At 49.8% G+C, this 17,344-nt stretch carries 21 protein-coding genes; 10 read left to right on the plus strand and 11 right to left on the minus strand.

Annotation, left to right across the window (positions count from 1 at the left end):
- A partial coding sequence (locus JW984_13830) for an MFS transporter (protein ID MBN1574273.1) occupies positions 1–981 on the plus strand: 981 nt, incomplete at its 5' end.
- 82 nt (positions 982–1,063) lie between these two features.
- On the opposite strand, the gene JW984_13835 is transcribed toward JW984_13830, so the two are convergent.
- The 4 genes from JW984_13835 to JW984_13850 all read right to left on the minus strand — a co-directional run bounded on the left by JW984_13835 (position 1,064) and on the right by JW984_13850 (position 3,888).
- Positions 1,064–1,804 carry a DUF2652 domain-containing protein gene (locus tag JW984_13835; protein MBN1574274.1) on the minus strand — a complete coding sequence of 247 codons (741 nt, stop codon included), beginning with the start codon at positions 1,802–1,804 and terminating at the stop codon, positions 1,064–1,066.
- Positions 1,805–1,962: 158 nt separating this feature from the next.
- Complete coding sequence (locus JW984_13840; GenBank protein MBN1574275.1) at positions 1,963–2,409, minus strand: hypothetical protein; 447 nt, start codon at positions 2,407–2,409, stop codon at positions 1,963–1,965.
- A gap of 207 nt (positions 2,410–2,616) precedes the next feature.
- Positions 2,617–2,805 carry a hypothetical protein gene (locus JW984_13845; protein ID MBN1574276.1) on the minus strand — a complete coding sequence of 63 codons (189 nt, stop codon included), beginning with the start codon at positions 2,803–2,805 and terminating at the stop codon, positions 2,617–2,619.
- Between the two features lie 90 nt (positions 2,806–2,895).
- Entirely contained in the window at positions 2,896–3,888 is a 993-nt protein-coding gene (locus JW984_13850; GenBank protein MBN1574277.1) for a TGS domain-containing protein, read from the minus strand.
- A gap of 201 nt (positions 3,889–4,089) precedes the next feature.
- Here JW984_13850 and JW984_13855 point away from each other — a divergent pair, with 201 nt between their 5' ends.
- The 5 genes from JW984_13855 (at position 4,090) to JW984_13875 (ending at position 9,053) form a co-directional block, all read left to right on the plus strand.
- Positions 4,090–4,806, plus strand: coding sequence for a transglutaminase domain-containing protein (locus JW984_13855; protein ID MBN1574278.1), 717 nt, complete (start codon positions 4,090–4,092; stop codon positions 4,804–4,806).
- 705 nt (positions 4,807–5,511) lie between these two features.
- A complete protein-coding gene (locus JW984_13860) occupies positions 5,512–6,600 on the plus strand; it encodes a HigA family addiction module antidote protein (protein MBN1574279.1) in 1,089 nt (362 codons plus the stop codon).
- Between the two features lie 65 nt (positions 6,601–6,665).
- Entirely contained in the window at positions 6,666–7,406 is a 741-nt protein-coding gene (locus JW984_13865) for a hypothetical protein (protein ID MBN1574280.1), read from the plus strand.
- Positions 7,393–8,316, plus strand: coding sequence for an ATP-binding cassette domain-containing protein (locus tag JW984_13870; protein MBN1574281.1), 924 nt, complete (start codon positions 7,393–7,395; stop codon positions 8,314–8,316). Before JW984_13865 ends, JW984_13870 begins: the two co-directional genes overlap by 14 nt.
- Complete coding sequence (locus JW984_13875; GenBank protein MBN1574282.1) at positions 8,313–9,053, plus strand: ABC transporter permease; 741 nt, start codon at positions 8,313–8,315, stop codon at positions 9,051–9,053. Before JW984_13870 ends, JW984_13875 begins: the two co-directional genes overlap by 4 nt.
- Positions 9,054–9,194: 141 nt before the next feature.
- Here JW984_13875 and JW984_13880 read toward each other — a convergent pair whose 3' ends face one another.
- The 4 genes from JW984_13880 to ispH form a co-directional block, all read right to left on the minus strand.
- On the minus strand, positions 9,195–9,860 hold the full coding sequence (locus tag JW984_13880; GenBank protein MBN1574283.1) for a C39 family peptidase: 666 nt from the start codon (positions 9,858–9,860) through the stop codon (positions 9,195–9,197).
- Positions 9,861–9,900: 40 nt separating this feature from the next.
- Positions 9,901–10,404: a hypothetical protein gene (locus tag JW984_13885; GenBank protein MBN1574284.1), complete on the minus strand. Its 504-nt coding sequence runs from the start codon at positions 10,402–10,404 to the stop codon at positions 9,901–9,903.
- Positions 10,405–10,577: 173 nt separating this feature from the next.
- Positions 10,578–11,129 (minus strand): nitroreductase family protein, encoded by a 552-nt coding sequence (locus tag JW984_13890; protein MBN1574285.1) that lies wholly within the window; start codon positions 11,127–11,129, stop codon positions 10,578–10,580.
- 140 nt (positions 11,130–11,269) lie between these two features.
- Positions 11,270–13,045 (minus strand): 4-hydroxy-3-methylbut-2-enyl diphosphate reductase, encoded by a 1,776-nt coding sequence (gene ispH, locus JW984_13895; protein ID MBN1574286.1) that lies wholly within the window; start codon positions 13,043–13,045, stop codon positions 11,270–11,272.
- Positions 13,046–13,224: 179 nt separating this feature from the next.
- Here ispH and JW984_13900 point away from each other — a divergent pair, with 179 nt between their 5' ends.
- Positions 13,225–13,857: a YggT family protein gene (locus JW984_13900; protein ID MBN1574287.1), complete on the plus strand. Its 633-nt coding sequence runs from the start codon at positions 13,225–13,227 to the stop codon at positions 13,855–13,857.
- 9 nt (positions 13,858–13,866) lie between these two features.
- The gene (locus JW984_13905; protein MBN1574288.1) at positions 13,867–14,151 is read left to right on the plus strand and encodes a DUF167 domain-containing protein; all 285 of its coding nucleotides are present in this window, start codon (positions 13,867–13,869) and stop codon (positions 14,149–14,151) included.
- A gap of 19 nt (positions 14,152–14,170) precedes the next feature.
- Here the strand turns inward: JW984_13905 and JW984_13910 are convergent, their stop codons facing one another.
- Positions 14,171–14,359 carry a hypothetical protein gene (locus JW984_13910; protein ID MBN1574289.1) on the minus strand — a complete coding sequence of 63 codons (189 nt, stop codon included), beginning with the start codon at positions 14,357–14,359 and terminating at the stop codon, positions 14,171–14,173.
- Between the two features lie 204 nt (positions 14,360–14,563).
- Positions 14,564–15,838 carry a M48 family metalloprotease gene (locus tag JW984_13915; protein ID MBN1574290.1) on the minus strand — a complete coding sequence of 425 codons (1,275 nt, stop codon included), beginning with the start codon at positions 15,836–15,838 and terminating at the stop codon, positions 14,564–14,566.
- 203 nt (positions 15,839–16,041) lie between these two features.
- Between JW984_13915 and JW984_13920 the strand changes: the two genes are divergently transcribed.
- A complete protein-coding gene (locus JW984_13920; protein MBN1574291.1) occupies positions 16,042–16,881 on the plus strand; it encodes a hypothetical protein in 840 nt (279 codons plus the stop codon).
- A complete protein-coding gene (locus tag JW984_13925) occupies positions 16,862–17,011 on the plus strand; it encodes a hypothetical protein (GenBank protein ID MBN1574292.1) in 150 nt (49 codons plus the stop codon). Before JW984_13920 ends, JW984_13925 begins: the two co-directional genes overlap by 20 nt.
- 27 nt (positions 17,012–17,038) lie before the next feature.
- Here JW984_13925 and tatA read toward each other — a convergent pair whose 3' ends face one another.
- Positions 17,039–17,230 carry a twin-arginine translocase TatA/TatE family subunit gene (gene tatA / locus JW984_13930; GenBank protein ID MBN1574293.1) on the minus strand — a complete coding sequence of 64 codons (192 nt, stop codon included), beginning with the start codon at positions 17,228–17,230 and terminating at the stop codon, positions 17,039–17,041.
- Between the last annotated feature and the right edge of the window lie 114 nt (positions 17,231–17,344).

Below are 17,344 nucleotides of genomic sequence, written 5' to 3' on the forward strand. Positions count from 1 at the left end.
ATGACGCCGGAGCTCACCGACGACTATCATGAAAGGACGTCGCTGACGGGATACCGGTTCGGATTCGCCGCGATCGGCACCCTGGCGGGTGCAGGCGCAGCCTGGCCGATAATCGGCCTCATGAAGGACAAGGACATGGGCTTCATCCTCCTCGGAGCCGTCTTCGGAGGGTTAATGATGGTGACCGCCTTTATCACAGTGTTTACCACAAAAGAGCCGGCAGAGCTGAAGCCGGCCAGGTCCATGGGCTTTTTCAAGACATATATCGAGGTCTTCAAGAACGGGCCCTATCTTCTCATACTCTCCACCTACATTCTCCACATAATCGCTCTTACGATCGTGAGCCAGGTGGCCGCCTATTACTTCGACTACGTCCTGGCCGCAAGAAACGTGATGAACCCGAAAGACGAGATAACGAAGGCGATGCTGATACTGATCGGAACCGCCTTACTGTTCATTCCGGTCAGCGTTCTGTTGAGCAAGAAGTTCGGCAAGAAGCTCGTCTATGGGGCGGGTTTCGTCATCTTCTCGGCTGGACTGGTGGCGCTGTTCATGTTCGGTGACAAGAAACCGGTCAACTTCACGATGATCATGATGCTCATAATGGGATCGGGGCTCGGCTTTCTGTATGTACCGCCGTTCACGATAGTGGCCGACGCAATCGAATACGGCTATCTCCAGACAGGCGAACGGAGGGAAGGCTCGTTCTTTGGCATCTGGACATGGGGATTCAAGCTCGGCCAGGCGCTTGCTGCTCTCTCAATGGGCTGGATCCTTCAGCTTATGGGTTACGTCAAGGGCGCCCTGCCGCAGACCCCCAGCGCGGAATTAGGCATCAGGCTGCTGCTGGGTCCGATCTCGGCTGCTGTATTCATATTGGCCGCATTGGTACTTTATTTTTATCCGATAACAGAAAAACGATACTCCGAGATACAGGAGCAGATAAAGGAGATGGAGACGGCAAAGGCTAAATCTGCATGACGCCATAATAGCGCATCCTGTTTAGAAACTGCTTCTTTTCCCTGCGCCACAGGAAAATCCCGAAAAAGCTCAGTCAAAGCGATCAGGGGGACAATTCCGGGATATTGTTGAATCTCTTAAGTTTTTTGATCCCGAACCTTATCAAGAGAGGGAGCATCATCTTTATGGCCATGTTCTTGACCTTGTAGGAGTAGGCCGCGTAGCCGTGGTCAAGATTATCGTCACCCCCGGGGAAATATATATAGGTGCCGACACCCCCTATCTCTTCGTAATTCTCCTTGCTCTTCTCAAATCTTACGTTTTTAGGAAACTTGATCAGATTAAAGGCCTTTTCCGTGATTAGGATGTAACGGTCCGACCTGACGCTGTTCTTCAACAGCTTGTGGGCTATGATGACGTCCACACCGGAAAGCTCGGAGAACTTGTCTATCCTGTAAGAGAGGGCGGTGCCCGAGTGAACGATGATCTTGAGATTCAGCTTATCGACGTTGGTGCACGCGCTGCACCTGCAGGTGTTGGACTCGGAGAGCTCGTTGACCTTATCCGTGAAAACCTCGAAAAACTTTATGAGCCTCTGGCCTATCTCCCGCTTTATGATCTCCCATCTCCCCGGCTCGTCCGTCTTCTCGGCGAAGAAGAAAACCGCGTCCCCCTCCAACTTCGAGATCTCGAGGGGAATCTTGACCTGTTTTATGATAGTCGTTATAAGCTCGTTTATGATGACCTGGGCGTGGACAAGGTCCATCTGGTTTGACACCATAAACTTCGTGTAGCCGCTTATGTCGGCGATCATCAGGATCGCCTCTTTTTCAATCTTCGTCACGGGCTTGCTCCAAAAACTTGACAAAAGGTTCAGGCCGATATGTCAAATTAGTATCTCAAATCAATGTCGTAATTTAATATCGACCGCCGTAAGACACCCAACAATCCTCAACGTCAAAAACGACTCGGCTTCAGATATAGCCCCAGGGACATAGACGACTATTTCGATTTTCTGAGGGTCTTGTTTTCGTCCATCGTGTACTCTAGGAGGGGCCCCTCCGCATAGGTCCTGGCGTATATGATAAAGCTCTTCTCTCCCGTAACCTCCACCTCGTACTGAAACCACGTCTTACTTCCGAAGGTGACTCCCAGCTCATTCCAGCCCTCCGCCACGCCCGCCTTCCAGTCTGTTATATAATCGGGGATCTCCGGAGGATTCGGGGCGCACTCGATGAACTTCCCGTCCAACATCTTGGCGTTGAACTCCGCCTGCGCAATGGCCCCCATATCAAGCTTCATCTTGGCGACGGCGTCGACCTTATCGGCCCAGATCGTAGTGTCATCGACGGGCTTCTCTACCGTTGTTTCTTCCTTTATGACGAAGTAGTAGACGGCCAGTCCGATGACCGCCATCGCTATTATAAAACGCCATCCGCTCCCTTTCATTTTATGCTCCTATAAGTTCCACTAATTTAAAAAATCTCCAAGATCCGCCCTCTATCAAAACTTCGCGCACTTATCATGGCCGGCCTCCCGAAAATACCGGCCATACCGACCGCTGATACCGGCGGGGATATGCCGACCTCCCTCCACGCCGATCCCCCCACCTCCCCGCCCATCGACCTTATCTTTATTATAATACAACCTTAAGATTTAAGATATGCGGCAATCCCCGTTGTCGTGGCGACCCGCCTTCGGATACAGACCTGCCGCGGCGAACGCCTTCATCCCCTCAAGTATACGAGATAATCCCGCCATAAGCTCGTAATTTTTTCTAACCTGCATCAAACAGCGAACGTCTACCACCCCAAGTATCCGGGGACGACCCTTCGTCCTCGACATTGCCCCCGGGCATATTAAATACCTCGTTCATTAATTAAAACCCTCGACAAGCAGCGTGATTACCCACCATCTTCACCATCCCGGGAGCCGCTAAATATGGAGCTCGATGACGTCCCCGTCAGTTAATGATTCGTCCCTGTTTACCTTCTGGCCCTCGTACTTATTCGCGCTTTTTGACCAGATCCGCGCAAATTTCAGCTCTTTGGCGAAGTCCTTGTGTATGTGGGATGCGAAGTCAATGACGGTGGCCCCCTTTTTGAGGGTAACGGGATCGGAAAAATCGGGCTTCTTGCCGGGGGACTTCGTATAGACCCTGATGATATCGAGCATCTGGAAGACCTTGCCCCTTATATCCTCCAGACCGGCCCCGTTGTTTGCCGAAACACCGAGGACGGGAAACTCCCCTCCGTACAGCTCCCTCACAAGGCTGAGTTTTTCGGCCGCCCCCTCGACGTCGAGCTTGTTTCCCACAAAAATCGCCTTCAGGTGGGCTATGCCGTCAGGCGTGAACTTTGTTTTCGGATCTCCTTTTATCTCCAACTTATGGTCGAAAAGTATCTCCCTGACTTCCTCGATATCCCTCAAGGGATCATCCGACGACAGATCGAAGACGAGAACGATCCCGTCGGTGTTTCTTATCATCCCCACCATGATCGGCTCGGTGTATTCGACCGAAACGGGTGGGAGATCGACCAGCTGCACCTGCACGTTTTCGTAGGCCATCATCCCCGGTATCGGCTTTGTCGTCGTAAAGGGGTAGTCCGCCACCTGGCACTTGGCGTTGGTGAGCCTTCCCACCACGGCGGACTTGCCGGAGTTGGGCGCCCCCACGACGGCGATCTGGCCGGCCCCCTCCCGCTCCACCTTATAGGGATTGTAGCGCTTCACCCCCGACTTCTTCTCGAGGAGGTCTTTAGTCTTCGAGATGCGGCGCTTGATATCCGCCTGCATCTTGTCGGTCCCCTTGTGCTTCGGGATCGTGGAGAGCATCATCTCCAGATACCTGAGCTTCTCCTCGGGGTCCTTTGCGGCCTTGTAGCTCTCCTCCGCCTTAAGGTATTCGGGTGTAAGATTGGCGGGCATGAATTCATCACTCCTTGGTTTTTGTCTCCCGTTAATATAATAAGAAAATTTGTCCGCAAAATCAAGCAATATTGTATTGGGTCGACTATTTGCCTTGACACATAAGTCCGACCTGTTGTAGATGTATACATACGCCCATAATACCTTTGACGAATCGGGATCATGGGGTGTTCACTTCGCAATATGACCTTTCCGAACAAAATGAAAGATACCAAAGACATGAAAGACATGGAAATATACCTAAAGCCGACCAAAGTGATAGACAGCGATCACCCCGATGTCAGGGGGGTGGCCCTCTCGCTGACCAAGGGACTGAATACCGACCCCGAGCGGGCCGAGAAGATATTCTACTTCGTCAGGGACAAGATCCGCTACAATCCCTACTCGCCGTTCCACAAGGAGGAGTTTTACGTCGCGAGCACGGTTCTAAAGAGGGGCGACGGCTACTGCATCCAGAAGGCGGTGCTCCTGGCGGCGTTGGGAAGGGCCGTCAACATCCCCACGAGGCTCGGGTTCGCCGACATCAGAAACCACCAGCTCCCGAAGAAGATGCTGGAGATACAAGGGACCGATACCATCTACAGCCACGGCTTCACGGAACTCTTCATCGAAGGCAGGTGGCTCAAGGCCACCCCGGCCTTCAACATAGAGATGTGCGACAAGCTGGGGCTGGCGCCGGTTGAGTTCGACGGCACGTCGGACGGGACTTTTCACCGCCTGGACAGAAAGGGGAATATCAGCATAGAGTACTTGAAGGACGTGGGCAACTGGCCCGACTTGCCGCTTCCCCACATTCTCGAATCCTTCGTCAAGCTCTTCGGCAAGGAGAGGTTCGAGCTGCTTATGAAGGTCATCGACGACATGGGGCACGCGGAGGCGCTGAAGCACTTCGGCGTGGAGGGGGGCGAGTACCCGTAGAGGCGATTAAGGGGGAAAATATCCTTCCTTATGGTTTGCTTTCTCACCACTATTTTTAGCATGATCTTTTTAATAAAATTTCATAACTCATAATATAATTGATGATAAGATTTGCGATTTTGCTATCATCTTTATATTTTAAACAAATACATTATTTTGTGTTCTAATGCCATTTCCTGGCGGCAACTCATATATGAAAATCTCATATTTTTAGATAACATATTTATATTAGATCAGCATTTGTTCGTTGATTTGTTAGAATTTATTTGATATAGCATGGCAAGAAGTTATGCTAAAATGACAAGAGCAGTTATGCCTATTATTATTAACCCATTAGGTTAATTATTTCTTGACAATACAATAAAATGGATATATCTTTTAAGAATAGGAAGCTTCAAAAAGATTTCAATGAAGGAAGACAGCTTCAAAAGATACATGGAAAATTACGGGCCGATAAGATAAAACTTCGAATGGCCGAGCTAAGGGCTGCGCAGAACTTGAAAGATTTTTGGCCACCTAACAGCGGGCCAGCTCGCTGTCATGAGTTGCCTGGAGGGAAAAGGAAAGGGCAAATATCAGTGGACCTTGACCATCCATATCGTTTGATTTTTGTACCTAACCATGATCCAATACCAAGACTACAGAATAACGAATTGGATTGGCTAAAAGTCACTGCAATTACTATTATTGGAATTGAGGACACGCATGACTAATAAAGAGCTAAATCAATATATACCCGACTATTTAGTAAAACCCGGGGAAATACTCGAAGAATATCTTGACAACCTATGTATGTCCCAATTAGAGCTGGCTACTAGAACAGGATTATCTAAGAAAACAATCAACGAGATCATTCAGGGTAAATCACCTATTACTCCGGAAACGGCACTTAAATTGGAGAGAGTACTGGAACGTCCGGCCCACTTCTGGAATAATTTAGAACGCCAATATCAGGAAGATCGCACGAGATTAATGGATAGAGATAGATTACAGAACGACATTAATTGGCTAAAACGAATTCCTGTGAACGCTATGATAAAACTGGGCTGGATCAAGAAAGCAGACAATAAGGTGTCCCAGCTTGAGGAAGCATTACGTTTCTTTGGGGTAGCATCTCCAAAACAATGGGAGACGCTATGGAATGAATATGATGTAACCTATCGACAAACCCGGAAGTCTCAACCTCAAATCGAATCTATATCTGCATGGTTACGTAAGGGAGAGTTAGACGCCCAAAGGATATCCTGCGCACCTTTTAACAGAGTAAAGTTTCAAGAAGCCCTTGATAAAATTCGCAACTTAACTCGGGAAGCCCCAGATTTATTTCAGCCCAGGCTTAAAGAACTTTGTGCTGCGGCAGGAGTAGCGGTCGTCTTCGTTCCAGAACTCCCAAAAACCGGAGTATACGGTGCTACTCGATGGATGGGAGATAAGGCGGTTATTCAACTAAGTCTGCGTTACAGGAGCAATGACCATTTATGGTTCACTTTTTTTCATGAAGCCGGACATATTCTTAAACATGGCCGTAAGGAAGTTTTTATTGAGGACGGGAAACTCACAACGGATAAAGAAAGAGAGGCCGATATTTTTGCTATGGACAAATTAATACCGCCAGAGCGATTAAAAGACTTAATTAGACAGTTGAACGGTTATAAGCTGGAGCCAATTATTCATTTTGCTAACGAAATAAATATAGCTCCGGGTATTGTTGTAGGACGTTTACAACACGATGGCGCGTTACCAAAATCACATGGAAATAAGCTTAAGGTGTTTTACAGTTGGGGGAATGATTGAAAGAATCATGCTCAAGAACTATATGAGCTTTCGGAAAAAGTAAAATAGGAATATTGGATTATTGAATGAAGGAAGGACTACTTGTTCGTGTCGGGATTGACGGCACATCCAAGTCCGGAAAATGGAATGCTCCGGTGGATACCGAGACGGGGAGGTTCCTCTACATTCCGATTCTTGAGGGAGAAAATGCAATATTTAAAGAGGGATTGGAAAGGAAATATGATGAATTGATACCAGAAGTCAAGAAGTTCTATCAAGATTGCGGCTGTGTGTTTGGTTTTCCAGATAGATTATACGATCAATCAATGCATCTCGATCCCGATTTCGAAAACCTCACGTATGGAGATCAGGGGAAAAAGGGTGCTCGTATCTATAAAATGAATCCTGGTGATTTTTTAGTTTTCTATGCTGGTTTACGCTCAATAGACAGCAGTCATAGAGAGCTAGTATACGCCATTATTGGGATTTATATAATTGATAAAAAAATGGAAGCTGAATCAGTCATAAAAGATCATTGGCACGAGAATGCGCACACAAGACGTACAATAATAAAGGCTGGAGATATTATCGTAAAAGCCAAGAAGGGTGTTTCAGGAAGGCTTGAAAGATGTATCCCAATAGGTGAGTGGAGAGAAAATGCATATAGAGTAAAAGAAGACATTTTAGAAAAGTGGGGTGGAATTTCTGCAAAAAATGGATATATTCAAAGAAGCGGGACGCTACCTCATTTTAAAAACCCAGAGCGATTCTATGCTTGGTTTAAAAAACAAAATGTCCGGCTTATAAAAAGAAATGTCTGCAATTAGGGTAAAAAATCTAACAAAAAGATTTGACGGTTTTACGGCCGTAGACTCTATATCCCTCATCGTAGAAGATGGAGAATTTTTTGGACTATTGGGCCCCAATGGTGCAGGAAAAACAACGACTATACGTATGCTTACCGGTGTGCTTCAGCCGGACGACGGAACCGCATCCGTATGTGGATACGATATTCAGGAAAATCCCCTCGAGGCAAAACAGCTGATGGGGATCGTCCCAGAGTTTGCCGATGCGTATGTAGATATTTCCGCGATGAAAAATCTATTGCTTATGGGGGAATTATACGGGATCCCCAAAAAGGAGAGCAAAGAAAAGGCGAACTCCTTATTGAACCTGTTCGGCCTCTACGAAAAGAGAAACCAGAAGGTAAAGACCTTCTCCAAGGGGATGAAACAGAGGGTCGTGGTAGCCATGGGGCTTATGAATGACCCCAGTATCCTGTTTCTCGATGAGCCTACGTCCGGGCTGGATGTAGAGAGTGTCAGGCTCATACGAAAACTGATACAAAAGATTAATGACGATGGGATTACCATCGTGCTGACAACCCACAACATCGAGGAAGCGAATCAGCTCTGTGATAGAGTCGCTATCATGAATCATGGAAAGATTGTTGCAATAGACCGTCCCGAAGTATTGAGACGGACGATTCAGAGTACCGCCTCTGTTGAATTTTCTTTCCTTAAAACGGTCGAATTGAAAGACCTGGCATTTGATAATGTGATTGAGGTCAAAAAGGTTGGAGATAAGATTCGGCTGTATACGGAAAAACCGGAGGACCTTATTCCCTGCCTTGTTAAATATGCCGAGTCATCGGGCAACAAGATAGTATCTTTAAATACTCTGGCACCCAATCTCGAAGATGTTTACGTGAAATTGACGGAGGGGAAGAAGAAATGAGGCTCATCGAACAATTGAAAAGGTCATGGGCGATAACGAAAAAGGATCTTGCCGTCTTTTACCTGAAGGGTCCGGTACTGATATCCGGTATTTTGATGCCCTCATTTCTATTTGTCGCATTTTGTTTCGGAAAGAAGTTTCCCCTGATGTTTTTGGTTCCCAGCCTCTGGGGGGTGGCCCTCTTTGTAACCGCCTCGTCAATCGGGCCTATCATTGCGCCGTGGGAAACAAGGATGCGTACGTTCGAGCGGCTCATATCAGCGCCCATTGCGCTCTGGGCAGTCATTCTCGGCGATATTGTCGCCTCTTTTCTGTTTGGCTTGATAATTACTATCTTCATTTTTGCGGCGGGCATAGCCCTTTTGGGGGTACAGATAATCGGCATCTATGTCATTATCGGTACGATCATCGCATCGTTTTGTTTTTCATCTCTTGCCCTGGTCATGTCCGCGCCGCCCACCGATGTGCCATCAAATATCATGATGCTTTCAACACTGATCAAGTTTCCGATAATATTTATCAGCGGTGTATTTGTATCAATCGAAAGCATGGGGAAGTGGAAAGTGATTTCCTTCATCTCGCCGCTCACCTATTACACGGACCTGGCGAGATACTCGGTAAATGGTTCCAACTACTTTTCTCCTCAATTCGATCTTTTTGCCCTGATTGGATTCAGCGTCCTGCTGTTTTTGACAGCGATCAAGCTTCACAAAAAGAGCCTTCCAAAACGATTCTGATATATTTGTTCCTCAATATTCATTTACTATCATTCTCACATTTCAAAACTGGATAACAGCAGCAAGATATTCAAATCTTTACAGCAAAGCCCCCCCCAATCCCGTGGGCTTTAAACATCAGGCTAACTTCATCGCCGGCCCTCACTCAACCCGCCCCTTTATGACGTACATGACAAGGCCGTAGGCGCCGCCCCATTTTCTCCACTGCCACCGGTCGAGGAAATCGGCGTAGGCGATTCTCCTTCCCTCCGCCGGCCCCAGGAGCGGGTCCATTATCGTCATCTCTTCTTTCTCGTCATCGTACCCGACCGCCAGGACAAAGTGCTCGAACGAGCTGTAGTCGTGATCGTTAGGGTCTTCGTTCCACGAAATAATCACAGGATAGCTAAGGGAGATGAAATATTTTAGGACGCTTAGATAGTACTCCCTCTCCTCCGATGTCTTGAAATCCTCTATCCAGTAGCCGTCCGCATCAACTCCCAACTTCAATCCCGCGCGAACGAGATCGTCGGTATAACAGCCCCTCTTTCTCTTCAGGCCGGACGCCTCGTGGACGTCTTGTTGGGTTATGTCCATCCCCAATCTCTTCGCGGCCATAACGAAGCAGGCCTCGCCGCAGTAGTCGGGGAGCTGCTGGACGAAATCCACTTCGATCTGTGCTGCGGGCGGGAGCGGCTCCGTTATCGACTTCTTTACCGACTCCTTTGTCGATATATCCAGGCTCTCCTTTATCTCGCCTTCCGCGGCGTAAACCGTGAGGGATAAAAATGACAACATGAGCACGAGAAATAATTTTTTCACTTTCATCTTTATGGCCTCTGCACTTTATCGCATCGCATTTTTAAGATTAAGGAAAATAACCCTGACAGGAAATCTTGGTCACCTTGTCCCCCTCAAAGTAGAAATACACGTTCTCAACCTCGCACGAATAGAGCCAGTATTTCTCCTCCTCCGCCTTTTCCCCGGGATCGCCCAGCGCCGACAATACATTCGCCTTTGAGCTTCCCACCTTCAGGCCGTTGTGGAGGACGTACATATCCGATGTAACCTCGACCGTAAGGGGGTACTCCGTGGAGTTCTCCTTCTGAAACAGATACAGCGTCTCTATCAGGAGGCCGGGATACTTGAGACTGTACACACGGTCTTTCTCCCCCGGGTACCACATGCTTTCCAATTCCTCAATCTTAAGCTCGCTCGGCTTGCCCATCTTCCCTATCACCGAGTTTTTCGTATCGCCGAACTGATTAAGGCTTTTCTTGATGAAATCGCACACCCTGTTTTCGGCGGGAAACCCGCTTGAATGAAACATGAGGAAGAGCGCCATAAAAATGAAAATGGTCGTTCTTTTCACCGCTCCTCTCCTAATAAATTTTTGTCATACCTGAACTCTTTTTCTTAAAAAACACACCTGAATTTCAGCCGAGATAGTTTAGCTGAGAAATCTGCATTACGCAATAATATAAAAGCCCCCGGAACACCGGGGGCTTTCAACATAAAACCCGGTGTCAAGGTTCGCCCTTCCCATCACTTCTTTCCGTAGCCGTCCTTGAAAACAAACTCCCCTGTCTCCTTTCTCGGCGGGGCGCCCCCCTCCTTTGCGGGATAGCCGAGCGGCGTCAGCGCCACCACCCGGACCCCCTCCGGCACCCCAAGGATCTCCTCCGTCTTTTTTGCGTCAAAGGCCCCCACATGAACAGTCCCCAGCCCCAACCCCTTCGCTGTGAGGCAGACGTTCTGCATGGCCACACCAACGTCGTACATGAACCAGTCCCCCTTGTCGGTGATGAACTCGCCCTTGTAGGCGCCGGCGACTTTTTCCTTCCCCAGCGCCACCAAGACCACAGGCGCCTCGACAAGTCCCTTCTGGGCGGGATTTCCCCCCGGGAATATCTCCTCCGAGAGCCTCTTTCTTGTCCCCTCGTCATAGACGAGGATCAGCTCCCAGCACTGGGTGTTGGCCCAGGAGGGCGCCATCCTGACAGCCTCCACTATCTTGTCGATATCCCCCTCGGGGATCCGATCCGGCTTGAACCTCCTTACGCTTCTTCTCTCCATGATAGCATCGATTACGTCCATGTTTCCTCCAAGATACTGCAATAGATTTCTATATCAACCCTTAACCTTAGCTTTTTTGACCTCGCCTTTTTGACCTCGCCTTTTTAACCTCACTTTTTTGACCTCAATATTACAGCCTTCAGGCCCGGCCTAAAAATGAACTACACGGCCGATCCCCCGTTTATCCAGAACCACAAAACGGAGACGAACCCGGCCATGATAAATTCGAAATCGGTGACCAGCTCGAAGAGCGTCCCCTGAAATATCACCCTCCTGTGGTAGAGATACAAGGAAAAGAGGGAATACGCAGGGACGATCAATAGAAAATAGGCCAGAGACGTGACAAGGCCGTTTGCCGCCGAGACGATCATCAGGGCGGTAACGAGCCCAATAAACATCAGCACTAGAAACTGAGTCCACTTCTTCCCGATCAATATCGGAATCGTTTCCCTCCCCACAACCGCGTCTCCCTGGATGTCCCTGATGTCGTAGAGGGCGGCCCTGGTCAAGACGACGAAAAAACAGAAGGCGAAAACGACGAGAAACGAGGAGAACCGGATCCTGTCCGTGGCCGAGAGATAGGGCATTGCGGCCGAGACCCCCGCCCAGGCCCCCGCCACGAAGAAGGTCTTCGATGCGGGGATGTCCTTGAGCCTCCTGTACCTCAAATATTTTATCAGAAAGGGGGGCAGAACCTTGACGCTGTAGGCCACACCTAAAAGCGCCGCCGCGATTAAAAGGAGAAACGCCGCCGGGCTAATCGTCAGCGCCAGGATCATCGATATAATAGAGCCCGCAACGCTCCCCGCCGTCAGCACGCCCCTTTTGTTCCTGTAGAACATCTCCCTCTGGGGGTCGTTGAACTTCATCGCCTCAGGGTCCTGGGTCCTGTTAAGAATATACATGGAGAAGATGAACAGGCCGGAGATCAACGGCATCTTCCAGAAGTCGTTGACGCCCAGGAGGCAGGCCGCGGCAATCGCCAGCCCCCCCGCCGACACGGCGGCGTAAATATTGGTCAGGACTATAAACCTCAATCCCTTTACCAGCTTTTGCCTCAGCCACCTTATCCTCAAACGCCCCTCGGGTACCTCCTTTCCGATGCCGGAGAGGTAATCGGCGACCTTCATGATGACCCAGTTCGGCGTCGACGCCCCGGCGGTAAGGCCGATCGTCTTGAATTTTTTAAGCTCTTCCGGGTCAAGCTCCGTCTCGTCCTCCACGTGATACGAGGGAATCCCCGACTGGATCGATACGTCGAAGAGCCGCTTTGTGTTTCCGCTGGTCTTTCCCCCGACGATCACCATCGCGTCGACCTTTTGGGCGAGCTCCTTCACCTCGTCCTGACGCCGCCTCGTGGAGTCGCAGATCGTGTCAATCGCCTTTATCTCCGATTTCGGGTACCTCTCGTTGATGGCGTCCAAAACCTCGTAAAACATCCCGCGGTCGAACGTAGTCTGGGCCACAACCAAAACCTTTTCCGCATCGGGAAGCCGTTTTGCCTCTTCCGCACGGCTCAACACCCTCCCCTCCCCCCCCGTATATCCGAGGATTCCCTTGACCTCCGCATGATCCTCGTCCCCGACAACGACCACGAGATAACCCAACTGATGGTGCTTCTTCGCGGCGGCGTGGACCCTCGCCACCTTGGGGCAGGTGGCGTCGACGATTTCGAGGTCGGTCGACCTTATCTCGTCGCGCTCCTGGGGGGAAATCCCGTGTGCCCTGATGATTATGGTGCCATCAAGGTCACCGCCGATCTCCTCGATCTTTTTCACGCCCCTCTCCTCCAGGAGCTTCACCACCTGGGGGTTGTGGATTATAGGCCCGTGCGTGTAAATGGGCCCTTTCTCGTGCCCCAGGGTCACGAAGGCCTTGTTCATTGCCCTCCTCACCCCCATGCAGAAGCCGGCCGTGTGTGCTACTATCACCCTCATTTAACACCCGACGTCTTAAAGATTCCCCACATCATATCTTTAAAGAAGATTTTTTGCAAACATGTTATAGCTTTTTTAAGCCAGATATTTAAGGCCTACTTGATATTCAAAACCGATCCCCTTTTTACTTGATAATTTCAACCGGCGATATATAATAAAATAAAAAAAGGTGGCGATCTATGTTCACCCTAATCACCCTAAACGACTACATCAGGCTGACGGCCCACATCATCAATATCGTCATTATCGTCTACATCTGGATCATCATAATCAGGGCGCTCATCTCATGGGTAAATCCGAACCCGTTCAACCCGGTCGTCAAGTTCCTTAGGGACATAACCGACCCGGTCCTCGTCCCGGCAAGGCGCCTCTTCCCGGCAGGCGGGATGATAGACCTCTCTCCCATCATAGTGATCCTGATCCTCCTGTTTCTCAAGATCATGATCGTCCAGACCCTCCTGTATATATCCGGCACAACCCAAGGGGTCGAGGGGCTCGTCATCCTTGGGATATTCGTCTACGCCGTCGCCATGATGCTCAACATGATAATCAACGTCATAATCTTCATCGTCGTGGTGAGGGCGATCCTCTCATGGATAAGCCCCGATCCGAGAAACCCGATCGTCTTCTCGATCTACGTCCTGAGCGAGCCGTTTTTGAGGCCGGTCAAACGGATAATCCCATCAGTAGGGACGATAGACCTGTCGCCGTTGGTCGTCATCCTCATTATGGTGCTTCTGAAGATCGTCCTGATAAATCCCCTCTTCGCCCTCTACAAATACCTCGCCTTTCACCCGGTCTTGATATTCTGACAAGGACAGATGATCAACACGGTCAAAAAGAACAACGACATCATCTTCACCGTCCAGGTAAGGGCCGGCTGCCGCAGGGAGGGAATCACGGGGGAGATCGATTCGGCGTTGAAGGTCGAGGTCACGGCACCTCCCGTAGAGGGAAAGGCGAACAATGCCGTGGTGAAACTTATCGCGAAATCCCTCGGCCTCCCCAAGACGGCCGTCAAGATCGAGTCGGGCGAAAAATCCAAGATAAAGAGAATCAGGGTCACGGGGGCGACACCCGAGGAGATCCAGCGGCTTATTCCGTAAAATCGATCATGTTAGGCAATTACTCCGGATTGAATTTCTTCAGGTCGAGAGCCGTCTTTTTTATCTCCTTTGCGAGGATATTAAAGGTCTGCCCGAGGCCCTCGCCGTAGTTTTCGGGGCTCTGGCCGAACAGCTCCATCTTTTCCGAAAAGGCCACCATGATGTCTCTGGCGATCTCCAGGTAAAGGTCGTTTCTTGTCTCCGGCATCTTACAAACTCCTGAAATTCAAGAATACAAAAAATTATATCTCCAAATCACAAACGATGTTAGCACAAAACCGTTCCCTGATAAACGGCCAATCGCATAAAAACCACTCTCCCTTAATCACCGACAGAGGAGTTTTCATCTGCCAACCGCGGATGCCATTTATTTATACGGCACAAACGGGCGGGCCCTATCCCAACGGTAACGCTATCCGAACCCATTCTTGAAGATGTTGGCCAAAAATATCAGGAGGACGACAAAGAAAACCGACCAGATAATAATGCGAAAGACGGATCTCTTCGGCCTATCGAGCTTCTCCCCCTTGAGCGTCGCCACCCTCCTCTCCAGGCTCGGATGGGATTCCTCCTCGGAGCCGCGTTTGTCAAACCTCCTCGGAATCATATTCAGCTCATATATCTTTTCCAGGGCCTTGACTAAAAGCATCGGATCGCCCGTCAAGGACGCCGCGATCTCGTCGGCCGCCGTCTCGAACCTCTGGCTCATCCTGCGAAAGAAGACGATGAAGAGGAAAAAGAGCAGAAATACGGCTATCACGGCCGCGGACAACAAGAGGTTGCCCGTGGCGAATGCGGAGAATATAGGCGTCAGGAGCCAGAGGAAAAGGGCGAATCCGAGATAGAGGAGTACGGCCGACACCGTCCGCCTCTTGATACTCAACAGATGCCCTATCTCGTGGGCCGAGACCGCCAGTATGTCCTCTCCTTCAAGCTCCTTTAGCAGCGGCCTCGTAAAGTAGATCGACTTCAAGGGGGCCGCAAAGGCGTTGAAATAGGGATACCCGAAGGTCTCTATTACAAAGAGATCGATCTTCTCCCTTGCGATACCCGCCTTTTCGGCAAGCTTCAAAATCGAACCGGAGATACCGCCCTCCCCACCCGCTTCTTTCAAGGGTATCAACACCCCCGTTACCCTACCCATAAGCCTCACCTGAAACAGCACCGTCAGCACAAAGAGGGCAGCGGCCGCAAACAGGAGGGCCATATCCATATAGAATCTCCCACCTATTCCCCCCCTGTCGTAAAAAATCCCCTCAAATAAAGGCCCCTGGAAGAAGGGATAATAGAGGAAGACCAGGACGACGAACAGCGCCAAGAACCTCGCCGCAAAGAAGAAGGTCTGGAACTTCATATACCCCATCATCGAATACGGTATCCCCCGAATCTTTCTGTCGGCGATGCCCAAAATCCACGCCTGAAGGAGGAAGGCGACGGCAATGAAGAGGATCGACAGCAATATCCGTAGAGCCGAAGAGATCGATTCCGGCAAAAAGGTCATTACAATTATCAGTCCCAAGATTAGGGACAGGAAGAAGACCCCATTCGACCTCTTGAGGAAGGCCCACCGCCTCCTCGCCATTACCTCCCTATCCTCGGGCGCCCTCAAGAAGGATACGGCATAGTAAATCCCGGTAAAGATGGGGGGCAGGAAAACAAGGAGTATCAGTAACAAAATAAGTGTCATATTCTTTGATCGCAAATGGATTAAATCTATCTAATAATATTCCGCCGCGCACTCCATGTCAAGGGAAAGGTGACTTGCAAAGGGGGTATATATTTGTAATAATATACGGACAGGCCGAAATCTCACGGGACGTTCGGATTTGTTCAATCCCATTTGTTAAGACCAGAGGTTTTTAAATGCGGGCAGAAGGAAAAGGTCGGGGTTTGAAAGAAGAGAGGCGCTCTCTCCTGGCGCTCCTGTCCGACATAAAGGACATGAAATCCCGACAAATTGCCGACGATCTGGTCATGAGCACATCCGCCCTTTCGGAGAGGCGGATGAGAAGTCTGAGGCTCAAGGACAAGCTTTACTGTATGCCGGACGAATTCATCGTCGAGATAATAAACGATATATTTTCCAAGGCCCGCCCCGGCGACATACCCAGGGCGATCTTTATCCTGAGCGTCGTGGACATCTTCTCCATTCCGAACGAAATGGAAAACCAGAGGCTTTTGAAGATGTACGCCCACTGCCGACAGCGGGGTTACGAAAACACGGCCCACCTCTTTATCTGCCCGGAGCCGAAACGAAAGCCGTTCAGCAAATACGACTTCGTTGAGGGTCGTGAGCTCGAATACGCTACGCTGGGCGAAAAGAGGAGCCTGGCCAGAACGAGGACCAAGGCGCTGCTCGACAGGCTTCTTTATGACCCCAATCCGATGGTCGTGACGAACCTCCTGGAGAATCCAAGGTTGACCGAACAGGATGTCCTGAAGATGGTATCGAGGCGCCCCAACAGCGAGGGGGTCCTCACCACCATCTACAAGAACGACAGGTGGATAAGCTCCTACAACGTGAAGCGCTCGATGGTGAAAAATCCGTATACCCCGGTGGGGATTGCGCTGGGGCTCCTCCTCTTTCTCAAGCTGCAGGACCTGAGGGATGTATCGATAGACCAGACCCTCCATAAGGTAGTCAAGGATGTGGCGAGGGAGCTGATATTAAGAAAAGACGTAAGAAAGGACTCCGGAGAGGAAGCCGCAAATGGCGAAGGAGAAGAATGAATATCAAAAGACAATCGTGCGCGGCGATTGCCTGAAAGGGCAAGGGAGAGCTGTGAATATTAAAAAGAAGCCGGGCGCGGCGATTGTCAAGGGCGGCCGACGATCAGACTTCACGAAAAACAGCCCCTGAGGTTTTATCTGTTGGCCACCGTCTTGATCAGGCCTTTTTTTCAGAATCGCTTTTCTTCTTGGGGGATACGTCGATCTCGTCTTCTCCCTTGAGGGCCTTCTTTAGGTTTTTTATCCCCTTGCCGACACCGTTCCCTATCTCCGGGAGCCTGCTGGCGCCGAAGATAATTACGACGATTACAAGGATAATCAGAAGCTCTGGAATACCCAATCCAAACATATTTCACCTTTCTTCTTTTTGAATTTGTGGCGGAAGTGCATGGGAATCGAACCCACCATGGACGTTTTTAGCGCCCATCACCGGATTTGAAGTCCGGGAGGCCCACCAGTGACC

Source organism: Candidatus Zymogenus saltonus (genome assembly GCA_016929395.1).
Lineage (GTDB): Bacteria > Desulfobacterota > Zymogenia > Zymogenales > Zymogenaceae > Zymogenus > Zymogenus saltonus.

Bases quoted from the DNA above. Each gene is read 5' to 3' on its own strand.
- JW984_13840 (MBN1574275.1), bottom strand. From the start codon at position 2,409: ATGAAAGGGAGCGGATGGCGTTTTATAATAGCGATGGCGGTCATCGGA.
- JW984_13845 (MBN1574276.1), bottom strand. From the start codon at position 2,805: ATGTCGAGGACGAAGGGTCGTCCCCGGATACTTGGGGTGGTAGACGTT.
- JW984_13850 (MBN1574277.1), bottom strand. From the start codon at position 3,888: ATGCCCGCCAATCTTACACCCGAATACCTTAAGGCGGAGGAGAGCTAC.
- JW984_13855 (MBN1574278.1), top strand. From the start codon at position 4,090: ATGAAAGATACCAAAGACATGAAAGACATGGAAATATACCTAAAGCCG.
- JW984_13860 (MBN1574279.1), top strand. From the start codon at position 5,512: ATGACTAATAAAGAGCTAAATCAATATATACCCGACTATTTAGTAAAA.
- JW984_13865 (MBN1574280.1), top strand. From the start codon at position 6,666: ATGAAGGAAGGACTACTTGTTCGTGTCGGGATTGACGGCACATCCAAG.
- JW984_13870 (MBN1574281.1), top strand. From the start codon at position 7,393: ATGTCTGCAATTAGGGTAAAAAATCTAACAAAAAGATTTGACGGTTTT.
- JW984_13875 (MBN1574282.1), top strand. From the start codon at position 8,313: ATGAGGCTCATCGAACAATTGAAAAGGTCATGGGCGATAACGAAAAAG.
- JW984_13880 (MBN1574283.1), bottom strand. From the start codon at position 9,860: ATGAAAGTGAAAAAATTATTTCTCGTGCTCATGTTGTCATTTTTATCC.
- JW984_13890 (MBN1574285.1), bottom strand. From the start codon at position 11,129: ATGGACGTAATCGATGCTATCATGGAGAGAAGAAGCGTAAGGAGGTTC.
- ispH (MBN1574286.1), bottom strand. From the start codon at position 13,045: ATGAGGGTGATAGTAGCACACACGGCCGGCTTCTGCATGGGGGTGAGG.
- JW984_13900 (MBN1574287.1), top strand. From the start codon at position 13,225: ATGTTCACCCTAATCACCCTAAACGACTACATCAGGCTGACGGCCCAC.
- JW984_13905 (MBN1574288.1), top strand. From the start codon at position 13,867: ATGATCAACACGGTCAAAAAGAACAACGACATCATCTTCACCGTCCAG.
- JW984_13910 (MBN1574289.1), bottom strand. From the start codon at position 14,359: ATGCCGGAGACAAGAAACGACCTTTACCTGGAGATCGCCAGAGACATC.
- JW984_13915 (MBN1574290.1), bottom strand. From the start codon at position 15,838: ATGACACTTATTTTGTTACTGATACTCCTTGTTTTCCTGCCCCCCATC.
- JW984_13925 (MBN1574292.1), top strand. From the start codon at position 16,862: ATGGCGAAGGAGAAGAATGAATATCAAAAGACAATCGTGCGCGGCGAT.
- tatA (MBN1574293.1), bottom strand. From the start codon at position 17,230: ATGTTTGGATTGGGTATTCCAGAGCTTCTGATTATCCTTGTAATCGTC.